The sequence below is a fragment of the Mucilaginibacter frigoritolerans genome (assembly GCF_007830615.1).
Classification (GTDB): Bacteria; Bacteroidota; Bacteroidia; order Sphingobacteriales; family Sphingobacteriaceae; genus Mucilaginibacter; species Mucilaginibacter frigoritolerans.
Genome location: NZ_VLLI01000008.1, coordinates 93,950 through 107,604 on the forward strand (window position 1 = coordinate 93,950; position 13,655 = coordinate 107,604).

At 38.7% G+C, this 13,655-nt stretch carries 16 protein-coding genes; 9 read left to right on the forward strand and 7 right to left on the reverse strand.

The window, feature by feature from the left end; translation table 11 throughout:
- Nucleotides 1–65 precede the first annotated feature (65 nt).
- Genes JN11_RS14165 through JN11_RS14175 form a run of 3 tightly spaced genes read left to right on the forward strand, consistent with a single transcriptional unit; the run spans nt 66 to nt 1,617 of the window.
- Nucleotides 66–971, forward strand: coding sequence for an ABC transporter permease (locus JN11_RS14165; protein WP_144913564.1), 906 nt, complete (start codon nt 66–68; stop codon nt 969–971).
- Nucleotides 955–1,224 carry a hypothetical protein gene (locus JN11_RS14170; RefSeq protein WP_144913566.1) on the forward strand — a complete coding sequence of 90 codons (270 nt, stop codon included), beginning with the start codon at nt 955–957 and terminating at the stop codon, nt 1,222–1,224. Before JN11_RS14165 ends, JN11_RS14170 begins: the two co-directional genes overlap by 17 nt.
- An 18-nt stretch (nt 1,225–1,242) precedes the next feature.
- On the forward strand, nt 1,243–1,617 hold the full coding sequence (locus JN11_RS14175; protein WP_144913567.1) for an ABC transporter permease: 375 nt from the start codon (nt 1,243–1,245) through the stop codon (nt 1,615–1,617).
- Nucleotides 1,618–1,628: 11 nt separating this feature from the next.
- Here the strand turns inward: JN11_RS14175 and JN11_RS14180 are convergent, their stop codons facing one another.
- Nucleotides 1,629–2,339: a LytR/AlgR family response regulator transcription factor gene (locus JN11_RS14180; protein WP_144913569.1), complete on the reverse strand. Its 711-nt coding sequence runs from the start codon at nt 2,337–2,339 to the stop codon at nt 1,629–1,631.
- Nucleotides 2,336–3,355, reverse strand: coding sequence for a sensor histidine kinase (locus JN11_RS14185; protein WP_144913571.1), 1,020 nt, complete (start codon nt 3,353–3,355; stop codon nt 2,336–2,338). The genes JN11_RS14180 and JN11_RS14185 overlap by 4 nt, the downstream gene beginning before the upstream one ends.
- Nucleotides 3,356–3,569: 214 nt before the next feature.
- Here JN11_RS14185 and JN11_RS14190 point away from each other — a divergent pair, with 214 nt between their 5' ends.
- Entirely contained in the window at nt 3,570–4,688 is a 1,119-nt protein-coding gene (locus tag JN11_RS14190; RefSeq protein WP_144913573.1) for a DUF2911 domain-containing protein, read from the forward strand.
- 104 nt (nt 4,689–4,792) lie between these two features.
- The gene (locus tag JN11_RS14195; protein WP_170227756.1) at nt 4,793–5,770 is read left to right on the forward strand and encodes a TolB family protein; all 978 of its coding nucleotides are present in this window, start codon (nt 4,793–4,795) and stop codon (nt 5,768–5,770) included.
- Between the two features lie 3 nt (nt 5,771–5,773).
- Here the strand turns inward: JN11_RS14195 and JN11_RS14200 are convergent, their stop codons facing one another.
- Nucleotides 5,774–6,418, reverse strand: coding sequence for a phosphatase PAP2-related protein (locus JN11_RS14200; protein ID WP_144913577.1), 645 nt, complete (start codon nt 6,416–6,418; stop codon nt 5,774–5,776).
- Nucleotides 6,419–6,566: 148 nt separating this feature from the next.
- On the opposite strand from JN11_RS14200, the gene JN11_RS14205 reads away from it, so the two are divergent.
- From JN11_RS14205 to JN11_RS14215, 3 genes are all read left to right on the forward strand, one after another.
- Nucleotides 6,567–6,986 carry a MerC domain-containing protein gene (locus tag JN11_RS14205; RefSeq protein WP_144913579.1) on the forward strand — a complete coding sequence of 140 codons (420 nt, stop codon included), beginning with the start codon at nt 6,567–6,569 and terminating at the stop codon, nt 6,984–6,986.
- Nucleotides 6,987–7,062: 76 nt separating this feature from the next.
- Nucleotides 7,063–7,509 carry a Fur family transcriptional regulator gene (locus JN11_RS14210; RefSeq protein ID WP_144913581.1) on the forward strand — a complete coding sequence of 149 codons (447 nt, stop codon included), beginning with the start codon at nt 7,063–7,065 and terminating at the stop codon, nt 7,507–7,509.
- A 39-nt stretch (nt 7,510–7,548) separates the two neighbouring features.
- Nucleotides 7,549–8,370: an N-acetylmuramoyl-L-alanine amidase family protein gene (locus JN11_RS14215; protein ID WP_144913583.1), complete on the forward strand. Its 822-nt coding sequence runs from the start codon at nt 7,549–7,551 to the stop codon at nt 8,368–8,370.
- Between the two features lie 708 nt (nt 8,371–9,078).
- On the opposite strand, the gene JN11_RS14220 is transcribed toward JN11_RS14215, so the two are convergent.
- Genes JN11_RS14220 through JN11_RS14235 form a run of 4 tightly spaced genes read right to left on the reverse strand, consistent with a single transcriptional unit; the run spans nt 9,079 to nt 12,517 of the window.
- Entirely contained in the window at nt 9,079–10,017 is a 939-nt protein-coding gene (locus tag JN11_RS14220; RefSeq protein ID WP_144913585.1) for a DUF5777 family beta-barrel protein, read from the reverse strand.
- A 13-nt stretch (nt 10,018–10,030) separates the two neighbouring features.
- Nucleotides 10,031–10,582 (reverse strand): YceI family protein, encoded by a 552-nt coding sequence (locus tag JN11_RS14225; RefSeq protein WP_144913587.1) that lies wholly within the window; start codon nt 10,580–10,582, stop codon nt 10,031–10,033.
- A 4-nt stretch (nt 10,583–10,586) separates the two neighbouring features.
- Nucleotides 10,587–11,879 (reverse strand): hypothetical protein, encoded by a 1,293-nt coding sequence (locus JN11_RS14230; protein WP_144913589.1) that lies wholly within the window; start codon nt 11,877–11,879, stop codon nt 10,587–10,589.
- Entirely contained in the window at nt 11,876–12,517 is a 642-nt protein-coding gene (locus JN11_RS14235) for an RNA polymerase sigma factor (protein ID WP_144913591.1), read from the reverse strand. The genes JN11_RS14230 and JN11_RS14235 overlap by 4 nt, the downstream gene beginning before the upstream one ends.
- A gap of 312 nt (nt 12,518–12,829) precedes the next feature.
- Here JN11_RS14235 and JN11_RS14240 point away from each other — a divergent pair, with 312 nt between their 5' ends.
- A complete protein-coding gene (locus JN11_RS14240) occupies nt 12,830–13,618 on the forward strand; it encodes a glycosyltransferase family 2 protein (protein ID WP_144913594.1) in 789 nt (262 codons plus the stop codon).
- The last annotated feature ends 37 nt before the right edge of the window (nt 13,619–13,655 follow it).

A 13,655-nucleotide genomic window follows, 5' to 3' on the forward strand; every position in this document is an offset into this window, starting at 1 on the left:
TAAATCAAACGCCCGCATAGGGCGTTTTGTATTTATACTGATATTTTTGGATATACCTTAAAGCTATGTTCAAAAACTACATTAAACTTGCGCTGCGCAATATCTGGAAGCACAAAACCACTACCGCTATTAATGTTTTTAGCCTTGCCGTTGGCCTTGCTGCCTGTGCCTGGGTATTTCTGTTTGCCCAACATGAATTTAGTTTTGACAAGGGTTTTGATAACAATACAGATATTTACCGGGTAACCAGTTCTTTTAAAGGCGGAGGCGCAGCGCCGACGGTTGGTTTGCCCTATGCAACCTATTTAAAAAGCGAAATTCCGGAAATTGAAGAAGTAAGCCGCCTGGATGCAACAAATGGTACAAGCATTGTACAGGTACAGGGTATGGGTACCTCAACGCCCTATCTGGAAGATTCAGGCTATTGGGTTGACCCCTCATTTTTTGATGTATTATCATTCCATTTTTTACAGGGCAACCGGAAAACAGCTTTTGCTGCACCGAATACTATTGTGCTTTCTCAATCACTTGCCAAAAAGTTTTTCGGTACTGCTTCTCCCATCGGAAAAACAGTAAAAGCAGGCAGTAATATCTACACCGTTACCGGGGTTTTTAAAGAAGATTTTTTGAACCATTTGCAGGCAGACTTTTTTGCATCAAACAACAGCGACAACATAAGGGAGCAGATAGCCGGCACAACCAACTGGGTGGTGAATGATAATTACTACACCTACATTAAATTAAAGCACGGCAGCAATGTGCAGCATGTAATTAAGGAGTTAAATGCTTACCTGCAAAGGCATGCCGGTGCACAAATGAAAACCTATGGCGATTATATGACCAATTCGCTGCAGCCGCTTAGTGATATCCACCTGCGCTCCGGCGAATACCAAAGTTATATTGAATACAAGCAGGGCAATATTAAATACTCCGTTCACGGCGCCCGGCAAATATGTGTCTCATTTGCATAATGGAGTAGTTTATAATTACCAAATAGTTGGCGTAGTAAAAAACTATAATTATTTCTCCCTGCATTCGGCTATTGAGCCCTTTGGCATTATGGTGGCCAATCCATTAAGATGCAGCACCATTATTGCAAAAATAAACGGCAGGAATGTTGCATCAGCCATTCAATTCGCATCAGATCAATGGAAAAAACTGAACCCTGACACGCCATTTTCTTACGGATTTTTAAATGAAATTTTCCAGGGTGATTATGTTTAGGATCAGCGCGAACAAAAAATGATAGGCATTTTTACTACTATCGCTATTTTTATTTTCTGCCTTGGTTTGCTGGGATTGATCACCTATACTGTAACACAAAAAGCACGTGAAATAGGTATTCGTAAAGTAATAGGTGCAAGTGTGGGCAATATTGTAATGCTGTTTTCCAAGCAGCACCTTAAACTGGTAATTATTGCCAATATTATTGCCTGGCCGCTGGCCTGGTACCTGATGAATAACTGGTTAGGCAACTTCCGGTATCATATCCAAATAAGCTGGTGGATGTTTACTATTGCCTTGTTTGGAAGCCTGCTGATTGCTTTTGCAACTATAGCGTTTAAAACCATAAAAGCAGCAATTGCTAATCCGGTAAACAGCTTAAGAGCGGAGTGAAAGAATTTTAATCAAAAAATCCGCTGCTGTATCACTGCCATAAATTTATCTTTAAACTTTTCGCTGATAGGGATTTGTTTATTGGCTATGTAGATATGGTTATCCTGTATTTTGTTAATCTGTTTGGTATTAACAATATAAGAGTTGTGTACCCTTACAAAAGGCGGTTGTAACTGATCGTCGATGTCTTTTAAACGGCGGTATATGAGTATTTGCTCCATAGGCGTAACCATGCGTACGTATTCTTTTTCGCCTTCAAAATACTGGATCTCTTCCAGCAATATTTTGCGTAGCACTTTGCCCGATTTTACAAAAAAGTAATTTGAACCTGCTGTCGCCTGTTCATTAGTTTTAGGCTGATGATTTTCAAAATACTGCTCAATTTTCTGCATCGCCGCCAGGAAACGTTTAAGCGTGATGGGTTTTAGCAGGTAGTCAATCGTTTGGAATGTATAGCTCTCAGCAGCATATTCCGAATAGGCAGTTGTGAAAACTATTTTGGTTTGATGGGATAGTAATCCGGCCAGTTCCATGCCGCTTAGTTGTGGCATATTGATATCTAAAAAAATAAAATCGGGTTTATTCTCCTTTAAAAATGCTATCGCCTCCAAAGCATCATAACATTTGCCTAAAACCTGCCATTTGGTATTCTGGTGTACTAAAACTTCCAGCAGGTTTACTGCGTTGGGTTCATCATCTATAATTATGCAGCTTAAACTCATGATAAAGGTACTTTTAGGTAGGCCGTAAAATAGTTGTCGCTGGTATCAATATTTAACTCAAACCGCGTTTGATATAAAAAGGTAAGTCGTTTTTTTAAATTCTCAATGCCGAAGCCACCTGGCTCAGTACTACCTGCTTTATCATGGATCCGGTTTTTGGTTTTAAATAACAAATCGCCGTTTTGCTGTATAAGCGCTATCTCAATTTTGTTCTCACTGCTCGATTTATCGATACCGTGCTTAAAAATATTCTCCACAAATGTCATGAGCAACATTGGGGGGATGCGAAGCTCTGTATTAACCTCCTTTATAAAATTAAGGTCAACCTCATGCCGGATGCGTATTTTTTCGAGGGCTATGTAGTTTTCTAAAAACTGTATTTCTGTGCCGAGTGAAACTTCATCCTTTGGGCTTTCATCAACAAAATAGCGCATAATGTCTGATAACCTTTCAATCAGTTTAGCCGTACGTGGCGCTTCAAGGTAAGCTTCGTAGTAGATATTATTCAAGGTGTTAAACAAAAAATGTGGTTGCACCTGCGATTTCAGCAGGTTTAATTCAGCCTGGCTCTTTTGCACCAGTATTTTTTCTGATTGCTGTTTTAAATCGAAATAAGCAATGGCAATGCGGAAGATGAAACTGAGCATATAAGTTAATATGCCTGCCAAAATGTAATTCAGCATACTCCCCCAGGTAATTTCATCAGCCATTTTGGGAAAGAATTTATTGTAGAGGGTTATGATTAAATACCCACGAGACAGGCCGCCCACAACCAGCATAATAATCACCAAAACAACGTAAATGAATTTGTGCCCCTTTTGATAAAAACGGGGGTACAAGAATTTGATATTGCCGTAAATAACAAAAATGTAAAAGGAAACGCTTATTGTGGTAAAATCCAACGCATGCCAAAAGCCGTCTTCAGGTAGTATCGAAAAAAAGATAACAAAGAAAACCCCTATCCAAACCAGCCATTGGAGTTGTGCAATAGTAGGTTGTCCTTTTATAAATTTCATTTTTAAAATTACAAAGCTTTTTGGTTTTGAATCCCTGTTTTCAATAAATCACCCCGTTTATTCAATAAATACGGTATTAGTACTGGTATGAACTATTGATTTTATTAGGCAAATTATTAAAAATACCACCCCATGGGTTTAAATAATTTGACTGGACAGCAGATAAAAGCAAGCTTTATTCAATAATTAAACCTTGTTATTCAAAATATTAAACATGAAAAAGCTTTTAAACATTTGTATAGTTTTGGTATTGCTGCAATTGATTTTTGCAGATTATACCAATGCCCAGTTAACGGCAGCGCCCAGCGGTGGTAATAAAAGGGCCTGGGTAAGTGAGCAGATAGGATTAACCGATGTAACCATTCATTATAACAGGCCCCACGTAAATAAAAGAGAGGGGCATATTTGGGGTGAACTTATACCCGTGGGTTATGTAAACCTCGGCTTTGGCAGTGCAAAGGCTTCGCCATGGCGTGCCGGGGCAAATGAAAATACCACCATTGAGTTCTCAACCGATATTACCATAGAAGGACAACCGCTTGCCGCAGGTAAATACGGCTTTTTTATTGCCTTTGACCCTAATGAATGTACGTTAATCTTCTCAAAAAATTCATCATCGTGGGGTAGCTTTTATTATAACCCGGCCGAGGATGTACTCAAGGTAAAGGTAAAGCCCGTTGCGACTGATAAAAGTGTAGAGTGGCTAAAATATGAATTTGCTGATGAAAGCTCCAATAGTGCCACCGTGCAACTGGAATGGGAAAAACTGGTTATTCCGTTTAAAGTAACGGTTGATGAAGTGGGTAACCAACTAGCTTCCTTCAGGAAAGAATTGCGTGGCGAGAAAGGCTTTAGCTGGGAAAGCTGGGATCAGGCGGCGGCTTATTGCGCGCAACATAAAACTAACCTCGAAGAGGCGCTATTATGGACAGATACCGCTACCAGTGTAAATTTTGGAGGCAGCCAGAGTTTTACTGCATGGAGCACCCGGGCCGCAGTTTTGGATAGCCTTGGCCGTGCTACCGAAGCAGAGGCTGCAATGAAAAAAGCTTTGCCCTACGGCTCATTAAATGAGGTGTATTTTTATGGACGAAGCCTGGCACGCAATAAGAAAGGAAAAGAGGCTTTTGAAATTTTCAAGATGAATTATGATAAACATCCTGATCAGTTTTTAACTAATGCAGGCCTGGCAAGGGGCTACTCGGCCATTGGCGACTATAAGAAAGCGCTCATCTATGCCCAAAAGGCACGTGCCCAGGCTCCGGATAAGCCTAATCAGGGCACAATGGACACGTTTATTGCCAAATTACAGGCTGGTAAGGATATCAATTAAAAACATTTGCCGGAGATTGGTAGTTGGATCTTATCGATTGCTAATCTCCTGTAATTATCTACCTACAAAAAATTAAACCTATGAACCCATATGCTTTTTCAGTTATGCATTTTCTAGCAGTATTATCAAAAGAGATAGTTTTAGGAGTGATCATCACCTGGATTACTGTTTTTTCATCGTTTGGGCAAAATCAGCAGCCAGCGGTGATATCCAATATTGTTGATAGTACTGCCAAACCTGTGGTATTTGCACCCGGGGTAATCTCTTTGCCTTTTGATGAATCAGCGGCGACATTTACGCCCGATGGCAGTACGGTATATTTTTGCCAGTCTACAGTAGCCCCAACAGTATGTTTTGCCAAAAAAATAAAAGGCCAATGGCAAACGCCCGAAGTGGTTTCTTTTTCAGGAAGATGGAATGATTGGGATCCATTTTTAAGTCCGGATGGGAAACAAATATTTTTTGTCTCTAGCCGGCCGCTGGATAGTACAGCTTCTGATAAACCTTCGCGGAAAACGCATATCTGGGTTGTTGACCGTATTGGAGAAGATAAGTGGACTGCGCCTCATTATATTAATGCTCCTTTTAATTTAGATGGTATTAACAACTATGCCCCAACAGTTAGTCGATTGGGGACACTTTGCTTTTTTTCGCCTGCGCGTGATAAAGACAAGAAGAGATGTAGCTATTACGTAAAATGGCTGGGCGACCACTACAGCGAACCTAAAGAATTGTTATTAAACGGTGATGGCGATATACAGGACCCATGTATAGCTGCCGACGAGAGCTATGTGATATTTGTTAGCGGGAACGACCTTTATGTTAGTTTAAAACAGGGTGATGGCTGGTCAGCTGCACAAAAACTAAGTGCAAAGGTGAATAATGGCGATGCCAATTATGACCCGACAATATCGCCCGACGGCAAAACCCTGTATTATTCATCTAATCGCGTAGAAGGCTTCTATAAGCGTGATCGAAAAGGAAAACCACTTAATTATGAGGGATTGACAAAGGAAATGAGAAGTATTTTTAACGGGATGTCCAATATATTAATGGTACCCATTCACGTACCAAAATCTTAATAATCAGTCTTGCTTTATCCATTGCTTTTTTAAAAAGTAATGGGTAAATGTATAACAAAGGTAAGTAACTATTGGGGCCGCAAGAATGTCAATGGTGTAATGAATATGCTGCACCAATAATAAAAAGGCAACCACAACGGTAGCTATTGCTGCAATAATTTTATCATTCCTTCTTTCCAGGCATAAAACAATCAGCGTAAGGGTGGCTGTATGGCCAGAAAAAAACAAATCTTTGGTAATAAGTGACTCGCCATAAAAAACACCTGTAAGCGGATCTGTAAGCGGTATTAAACCAACCGGCGGATTAAGCGGAACAATGCTGATGCAAGCCAAGCGGGCCAGGCAAACAAACATTAACGACCAGCAATAATTAATGTAGATTGATGGTTTGTAAATAGCGCGTATTAATATCAGCAAAATCATGCTCCATATAATGGCAAAAATCAGTACAGATACATTATATGCTGGGATGCGGGCTAAAAGCCAGTCATTTAATGCTACTCCATTTCTTTTTTCAATATGATTAAAGAAAAAAGGAAGCATATAAACTATAAACAGCATTAACACAGTGCCAATTATGATTTGACGGCGGCTTTTAGATATGGCCCAGGTTTTTTTCCATCGGTATGCTGATAAGGCTGTTGGCATTATTTTACTTATAATCAATTTTTTAAACGCTGCAAAAATAAGAATTGATTTATTATTAAGAAATCTTTAAGTCAACATTAAAGTAATGTACAAGTAATTTTTACATACATCAAACGCAACTATATTGCATTGAATGTATATTTGCGCTATGATATCTCCGAAACACCATTCAAAACTTGATAATGTTGGAATGACTGCCTCTGTATTATGCGCTATTCATTGTGCCATTGTTCCATTTTTAATAACAAGTTTACCACTATTGGGTTTGGGTTTTTTATCAAATCCATGGTTTGAGTGGGGGATGATCATTTTTGCTTTGTTTGTAGGGTCATATGCAATAGGGATATCTTATTTTCGTATACACCATAAAATATTGCCTGTTTCTTTATTAATAATGGGCTTTTTGGTAATTATAGGGGGGCATTTATTTATCACCAGCTGGCGCGAAGCTATTGTGGTGCCTATTGGAGGATTGCTGATAGCTACGGCACATTTTTTTAATTTCAGGTACACCGGGAAGTGTAAAAAAGAAGGCCCGCATTTCCATTTTGGTCATGCTCATCATTGAAGTTTATTGTAAATCAGCTTAATCCTTTACCGATGTACGTTTATTCTTTATAAATTTGCAGTAAAATTTTGCTTTAATGGCACATACTCATCAGCATAATAATTTTGAAGCGTTACTTGAAAGGCACCATTTAAAAAAAACTGGTCCGCGGTTAAAGGTGCTGTCCATGTTATCGGCTAAAAAAGTGGCTACTTCCCAACCCGATTTGGAAAGCGTAATGGATGATATTGACCGTGTTACCCTATACCGCATATTAAGCGCCTTTGAAGAGAAAGGAATTATACACAAAGTATTTGATTTAAATGGCACGGCTAATTATGCCATGTGCTCGTCCAATTGCGAAGAGAACCATCACCATGATGAGCATTTGCATTTTAATTGCACAGTATGCAAAAATGTTTACTGTCTTGATGATCTTAATCTGCCACCGCTTACCCTTCCAAACGGATTTAAGCCCGAAGGTTTCACTTTGTATGCTACCGGGCTATGTCCTAAATGTAGCAAATCGGCAGAAAAAAAATAGCTCCAAACAATTTAATCACTTTCTACCTTATGTATCTTAATGAATAAATACATCTATATTTTAAGGACATTCATTAATTATTTGTTATTACCGTACTTTATCTTTGCATCGCTTACACTAAGCGCACATCCGCCTTACGATTCCTTTAAATTTAAAACAGTTATTATTGATGCCGGGCATGGTGGGAAAGATCCCGGTGCACATGGCAGTCATTCGCTCGAAAAAAATATTGCGCTTGCGATTGCTAAAAAGGTAAATACGCTGATCCAATCAGAAATGCCGGAAATTAATGTAGTAATGACCCGTAATACAGATAGGTTTGTTGAACTGAATAAGCGTGCCGATATTGCTAATGATAAACATGCCAACCTTTTTATATCTATCCATTGTAATTCATCTCCTGAAGGTACAGCCAAAATAGCGCACAAGGAAAGAGGGGTTATGATCCTGGTTTATGGCTATCACCGTAAGGAAGAGCAAATAGAAGCCTTACGTGAAAATGCTTCTATTTATATAGAGAAGGATTATCAGAAAAATTATGATGGTTATAATGAAAATGACCCAACTTCATTTATTGTATTAAATACCTACATGCAAAAATACCGCACGCAAAGCATTCTTTTTGGCAGTATCCTTAATAAACAATTTGTAAATACAGACGAGCGTAAAAGTTATGGAGTTAAAGAACAAGGCGTACTGGTTTTGGCCCACAGCGGGATGCCGGCTGTTTTGGTTGAGACGGGGTACATTAATAATCCTGCTGAAGAAAAATACCTGAATTCCGAAAGCGGACAAAGTGCTATTGCCGCTTCCATTGTGCGCTCCATAAAACTTTACCGTAAGCAAATTAATGCAGACTAGGTTTTGTTGCTATAGAATATGAGTGTGTTGACTCCAGTTGAAATTTTTATTAAATTTAAATTACCCGTTGCATAAGTAAGTTTGTTAAATAGCGCAGCAGCCATGGCTGAAAGTTTTACAAAATGCCGTCTGAACATAGATTTATAATTAACATTTCCAGGCAAATTCAGGATTAATTACCTGAAGGCGCTGAAACATTGAAAATAAACTTTTCATATGTTGTATTCCAATCATATAAAAGCATTTCTTAATAAAATGTTATTATATCGATAGCACTAACCTTTTTCGCATGCACTTATAGCATTTGTATCTTTTTAAAGGTAACCAAAAGAAGAGCGCTTTTATAAGTTTACCTCTTGGTATCCGGGAAATATTTGAACGGCTTGCTCTACCGCAAGGACATAAAGGCTCATTTAGGGAAATGTTAGGGTAAATATGAAGTTGCGCCATAAACCATTGATTGAATAATAAATTAATAAATCAATAATCAATAAATCAAATCTATGTTAGGGTAGCTTTAGGGCCTGCATCAAATATATATATAAGTTTCTTGAAATTTTACACTTCCCGCATTTTTATGAAAATGTTAATTGGTTGATAAATAAACCCTTAAAGTAATGATTTTTTCAATTTATTACTTTAAGGGTAAGGAAAATGATAATAGTTTTCTTTTTAGTTATACAATTTAAGGTTTAAAAAGCCAGTATTTTATTCCTGTTTATCCTTGCTTCTTGAATTAAAATCAAATATGCGGGATATGGTGAATCCGATTCTGTATTGACCTTTTGAAAATTTGGATTCGGTATCATTTAAATAGTTAATCTCGTCAACTGCTCTTGCATTGGTAATATTAATAGTAAATACGTGACCTCCGGTTTCCATTTGCAAACCAAAACCCAATGGGTCAACAAAATTGGAATTGTTTTGCCTGAATGATGAGAATGGGTGTGCATAATCAACCACAAAACCCATATGCTTTGATATTTTTATAACCGCTGTTGCTGATAATGATATGAACTGCTGCTCATTTCCCGCAATATTTGGCATTGGCTCATTATCACGAACGTAAGACGGTGCAATTTGCAATGAAAATGCTGAGGAGAATTTGCGGGCGAATATGGCCTGTGCAAAGTACGACAAGCGATCACCAAATGTTGTATAGGTAACAAAGCCATATGGCCTTAACCCGCCCTCGCCTATTAAAGTTATGGCAATGGGTGAGCTGTTATCTGTTTTTTGATGCAGAATGGCATACTTTAATTCCAGATCGGCCAGGCCGCCAATAGTGGTTCTGCCTATGTCAATATTCAGGTTGTTTGAAATACCGTACTCAAATCCAATATATACATCGGCAATATCATCTAACCCGTAATAAAGCTGCCCCCCTCCATTTTTACCAGCAAAGTCGCCAAAACGGTGTATAATTAAAAAGTTAAGGTTTTTCTTCTTGGTAAGCTCCGTACTTTGTGACAGGATTAGCCTGGTTGCTTTAAAAATAACAACATTTTCTGGCTTGTTATCGGTACTTATGGCATTCAATAAAGAATCAGCTGCATCTGTTTTTTTCAGCTTGGTAGTGTCTGTCTTTTGAGCCATCAGGGCACTGCCTGATAAAAGAAGGCTAAATAAAATAATGTACTTTTTCATGTGATTTTGTTGCTTAGTTGGTTTTGTAAGGGGTATAGGTTGCCGATACATTCATTTTAATGCTCTCGGCAATGTTGTGAAATACAATCTGGGGGATGCTGATATGGTGATCGGCACATTTTACCATAAATTCAGTAATCATAGTTACTGTTCCGTTTTTTACCGTGAGTGTTCCGGGTATGTTCCGTTTTTGTGTAACACCATGTACGGTAAGGTCACCGACAGCTGTAATAGGATAGCTTCCATCTTTAGTAAGGTCTACGTGCTCCTGAATTTTTCCTTTAAAGGTTGCTCGCGGAAACTTGTCGCTCTCCATATAATCAGAGTTAAAATGTTCCTGCATTAACTCTTTTTCAAAGTGGAAAGAACTGATGGTTACATTGAAGGCCAGATCACCAGTCGAGGCATTAAAAACCGAGCCTGCACTGTTTGTAACAGCCTTAATATCCTCGATAGGTGCGCTTGAATATAAGCTTACACGGGCATTTTTACAGACATAGAGGTCCTGGCTTGTCTGGTTAGTGATGCTTAACCAGGCAAGTAAAATAATAGCGATATGTTTCATTTTTCTAAGGTTTTGACAATGAATTTAAGTTCCAGTGGAGCCCCACGGCTACCCCTGTGGTTTGCAGCCTAACCTGGCTGTACCCGATATTTGTTAGCGGAAGTTTTAGATATGGCTGCAGCATAATACTGGCTTTGGAGTTAAGCCGGTGTTCATAAGTAGCGTTAAAGTTGGCCACACCAAAGAAATACTTATTGCTGTTTGGCACCGTAAAATGGGTAGGTGAAGTGTATGAATCAGCGTAATTAAAAGTATAGCTCTCGTGAAGCATAATATATGATGACAGGCCTGTGCCCAGGGATATTCTGTTTTGATGTTTATTATAAATCTGGTATCCAACATTTAGCGGTATATCCAGCATCCGGCAATCAGCTATAACCTGTGTAGGGGTAACTGCAGGCTGGTAATTGATGTGATACTGACCATACTCGGCAGAATATGGTTTTACCGAATACACTGCCCCGGTGGATATGGTGAACTTTTTAGAAACATCAACCGAAAATGCTAAACCAAAATTGGTGCCCAGCTTGCTTTGCTGAAATGATGAACCAACACCATTTGCATCGGGAGCAGCCAATACCGTTAATGCATACTGGGGGTGGAACGTTGATTTAACCTTCACTTTAGGTTCGGCAGTAACAGCAATTATGGCATTTTTAAGCGGCAATTTTACTGCAGCTACATTTTGATTGCTGATGCTGCCGGAGTTAAAATCATAAGTAGGCCCTGCTGCCACCATTATCCTCTTATTGTTTGTGGTAATGCTTTTCTTATTGCTTCCGGCAATACCCTTGTTATTATTCGCAGCAATGCCTTCACCCGCTGTTTCAGGTGTGCCGGATACTGTTGATGATCCGTTGCCGGAGTTACGGCGGGTACCTTTGGCAGATAAGGTAAAGAACGATTTGCTTCCACTGATGCTTTTGCCGGACTGGGAGTTATCGGCGTGGCTTTCAGGAAGCGGGTTACTTTGTTTGACTCCTTCTGGTTGCCTTTCAGTCCCGCCGTTAATACCGGTATTAGTTTTTGTATGCCTGCTGGTAACTGCTACGCTATTGCCGGTGTTTGATCTGTTAATTTGCGGACGGAACATCCACCATCCTAAAAACAGCAATAATAAAGCCGCTACACTGCCCAAAACAGGCAGCCAAAAAATAATTCCCCTTCGCTTTTTTTTCTCGTCGAGCATTTCTTCGAGAGAATCCCAATCTTCCTCCCTGAACCCGGCTTCATTTACCGGATCCTGAAGTTTCTTCCTGAAAAGATCGTCCAGATTTTTGTCCTTCTCGTTACTCATCCTCTAATACCTTTGTTTAAAAATATCCCTTGCATGCTTATGGCATTTAAGGCTACAATAGGGGTATAACCTGTGCCACTGCCATAGTTAGTGTTTTTTGCAGTGGCATCAGCATTCAATATCATTTGTTTAAGTTTTTGCCTGGCCTTATGTAAATTTGATTTTGATGTACCGGCATTAATATTTAACATTTCACCAATTTCTTCGTGTGAATATCCTTCAATAGCAAAAAGATTAAACACTGTACGATAAGCTTGTGGCAGTTGTTGCACCATCGCCAAAAGATCATTATAATTCAGGTTTCTATCCGCTAGCTCATTATCACTTATATGTTCAGCGGTTTCCAGATCATCAGTATAAGCCATTTTTAAGTTGGCACGATAAAAGTCGATGGAAACATTCATCATTATTTTACCAAGCCAGGCTTTAAATGGTCTGGTTGTATCAAAGCTTCCAATATGTGTAAAAACTTTAAAAAATCCCTGGTTCATTACCTCTGCTGCTTCATCACGACTATTGGCATAACGCAGGCATATCCCCATAGCAAAGCCATAAAAAGCCTTGTACAGCATTTTTTGGCATTTCCTGTCTTGCTTTATACAGCCCCTGATCAGTTGATGTAACTCTTCTTCTCCCATATGGGTTATACCTGTTAACTCTTGTAAATTTTACCTTATCTAATCTACATCACGAAAATAAATAAATAAAGGTTGCCTGTACATATTTAAAAATGTGTAAATATATGCAAGTTGCTGATTATTAATTTATTAAAAATAGGCCTTGGAGTATCAGATAATAGCAAAAGAGGGAATTATCTCTAAATAATTGGAATTGCCATAAACCAAGCCCTCCTGCCATAAACTAAAAAATATATCACAGGCAACCATTTTAAATAAACGTACGGTATTATAAGCAAACCGGCTGTTAAAGGCCTTATTAAGATTTGAAGAATGGTTCCTGTTTCAATAGTTATAATTGCCAAAAGTGAGGCTGATATTTTAGCCGCTTGTATTGATAAAGCCAGGCTGATAACGGATGATATTGTTGTGATTGATAGTGATGATACTACTGATTTAAACAATATTCCCGGTTGCCGGGTTTTAAAAAAGAGATGGGATGGTTATGGTGCCAATAAAAATAAAGGGGTTGATGCAGCAAAATATAACTGGATATTAAGTATTGATGCTGATGAGATAGTTGATGATGAATTAATAGAAGCACTGCATCATCTGCAATACAATGACCCTAACATTGTTTACGATATTAAATTCTGCTCCTACTTCGGCAAAAAACAAATTCGTTTTGGCAGCTGGGGACGCGATCACCATATTCGCCTGTTTAACCGGAATAAAGTACGATGGTCAGAAACTATGGTTCACGAAACATTGGTGCTGCCTGATACCGTCAGCATACAAAAAGCCAAAGGGCATTTGCACCATTATTCAGTTAATGATGCCCACGAGTACGAAAGCAAAGGAATTTATTATGCTAAACTGAGTGCCAAAAAGTATTTTAATATGGGTAAAAGAACAAGTTTTATCAAATTGTATCTTTCCCCATTTTTTGGCTTTATTAAAAATTATATCTTTTATATGGGTTTTTTGGATGGACGAGAAGGTTGGGACATTGCAAAAATTACGGTAAAAAACACCCGGCGCAAGTATTTGTTTTTAAGTGGGATGGAAGCCTCGCAGCAAAAAAAACAGACCTATAAAGACAGTTTTGCTGTAGAATATTGATACTTTAGTTTAACAATTATTTATCTGATACGCCTGC

Coding starts and splice junctions, on each gene's coding strand:
- JN11_RS14210 (WP_144913581.1), top strand. CDS start 7,063: ATGGCACATACTCATCAGCATAATAATTTTGAAGCGTTACTTGAAAGG.
- JN11_RS14225 (WP_144913587.1), bottom strand. CDS start 10,582: ATGAAACATATCGCTATTATTTTACTTGCCTGGTTAAGCATCACTAAC.
- JN11_RS14200 (WP_144913577.1), bottom strand. CDS start 6,418: ATGCCAACAGCCTTATCAGCATACCGATGGAAAAAAACCTGGGCCATA.
- JN11_RS14165 (WP_144913564.1), top strand. CDS start 66: ATGTTCAAAAACTACATTAAACTTGCGCTGCGCAATATCTGGAAGCAC.
- JN11_RS14195 (WP_170227756.1), top strand. CDS start 4,793: ATGCATTTTCTAGCAGTATTATCAAAAGAGATAGTTTTAGGAGTGATC.
- JN11_RS14215 (WP_144913583.1), top strand. CDS start 7,549: ATGAATAAATACATCTATATTTTAAGGACATTCATTAATTATTTGTTA.
- JN11_RS14235 (WP_144913591.1), bottom strand. CDS start 12,517: ATGGGAGAAGAAGAGTTACATCAACTGATCAGGGGCTGTATAAAGCAA.
- JN11_RS14230 (WP_144913589.1), bottom strand. CDS start 11,879: ATGAGTAACGAGAAGGACAAAAATCTGGACGATCTTTTCAGGAAGAAA.
- JN11_RS14185 (WP_144913571.1), bottom strand. CDS start 3,355: ATGAAATTTATAAAAGGACAACCTACTATTGCACAACTCCAATGGCTG.
- JN11_RS14240 (WP_144913594.1), top strand. CDS start 12,830: ATGGTTCCTGTTTCAATAGTTATAATTGCCAAAAGTGAGGCTGATATT.
- JN11_RS14205 (WP_144913579.1), top strand. CDS start 6,567: ATGATATCTCCGAAACACCATTCAAAACTTGATAATGTTGGAATGACT.
- JN11_RS14220 (WP_144913585.1), bottom strand. CDS start 10,017: ATGAAAAAGTACATTATTTTATTTAGCCTTCTTTTATCAGGCAGTGCC.
- JN11_RS14190 (WP_144913573.1), top strand. CDS start 3,570: ATGAAAAAGCTTTTAAACATTTGTATAGTTTTGGTATTGCTGCAATTG.
- JN11_RS14180 (WP_144913569.1), bottom strand. CDS start 2,339: ATGAGTTTAAGCTGCATAATTATAGATGATGAACCCAACGCAGTAAAC.
- JN11_RS14175 (WP_144913567.1), top strand. CDS start 1,243: ATGATAGGCATTTTTACTACTATCGCTATTTTTATTTTCTGCCTTGGT.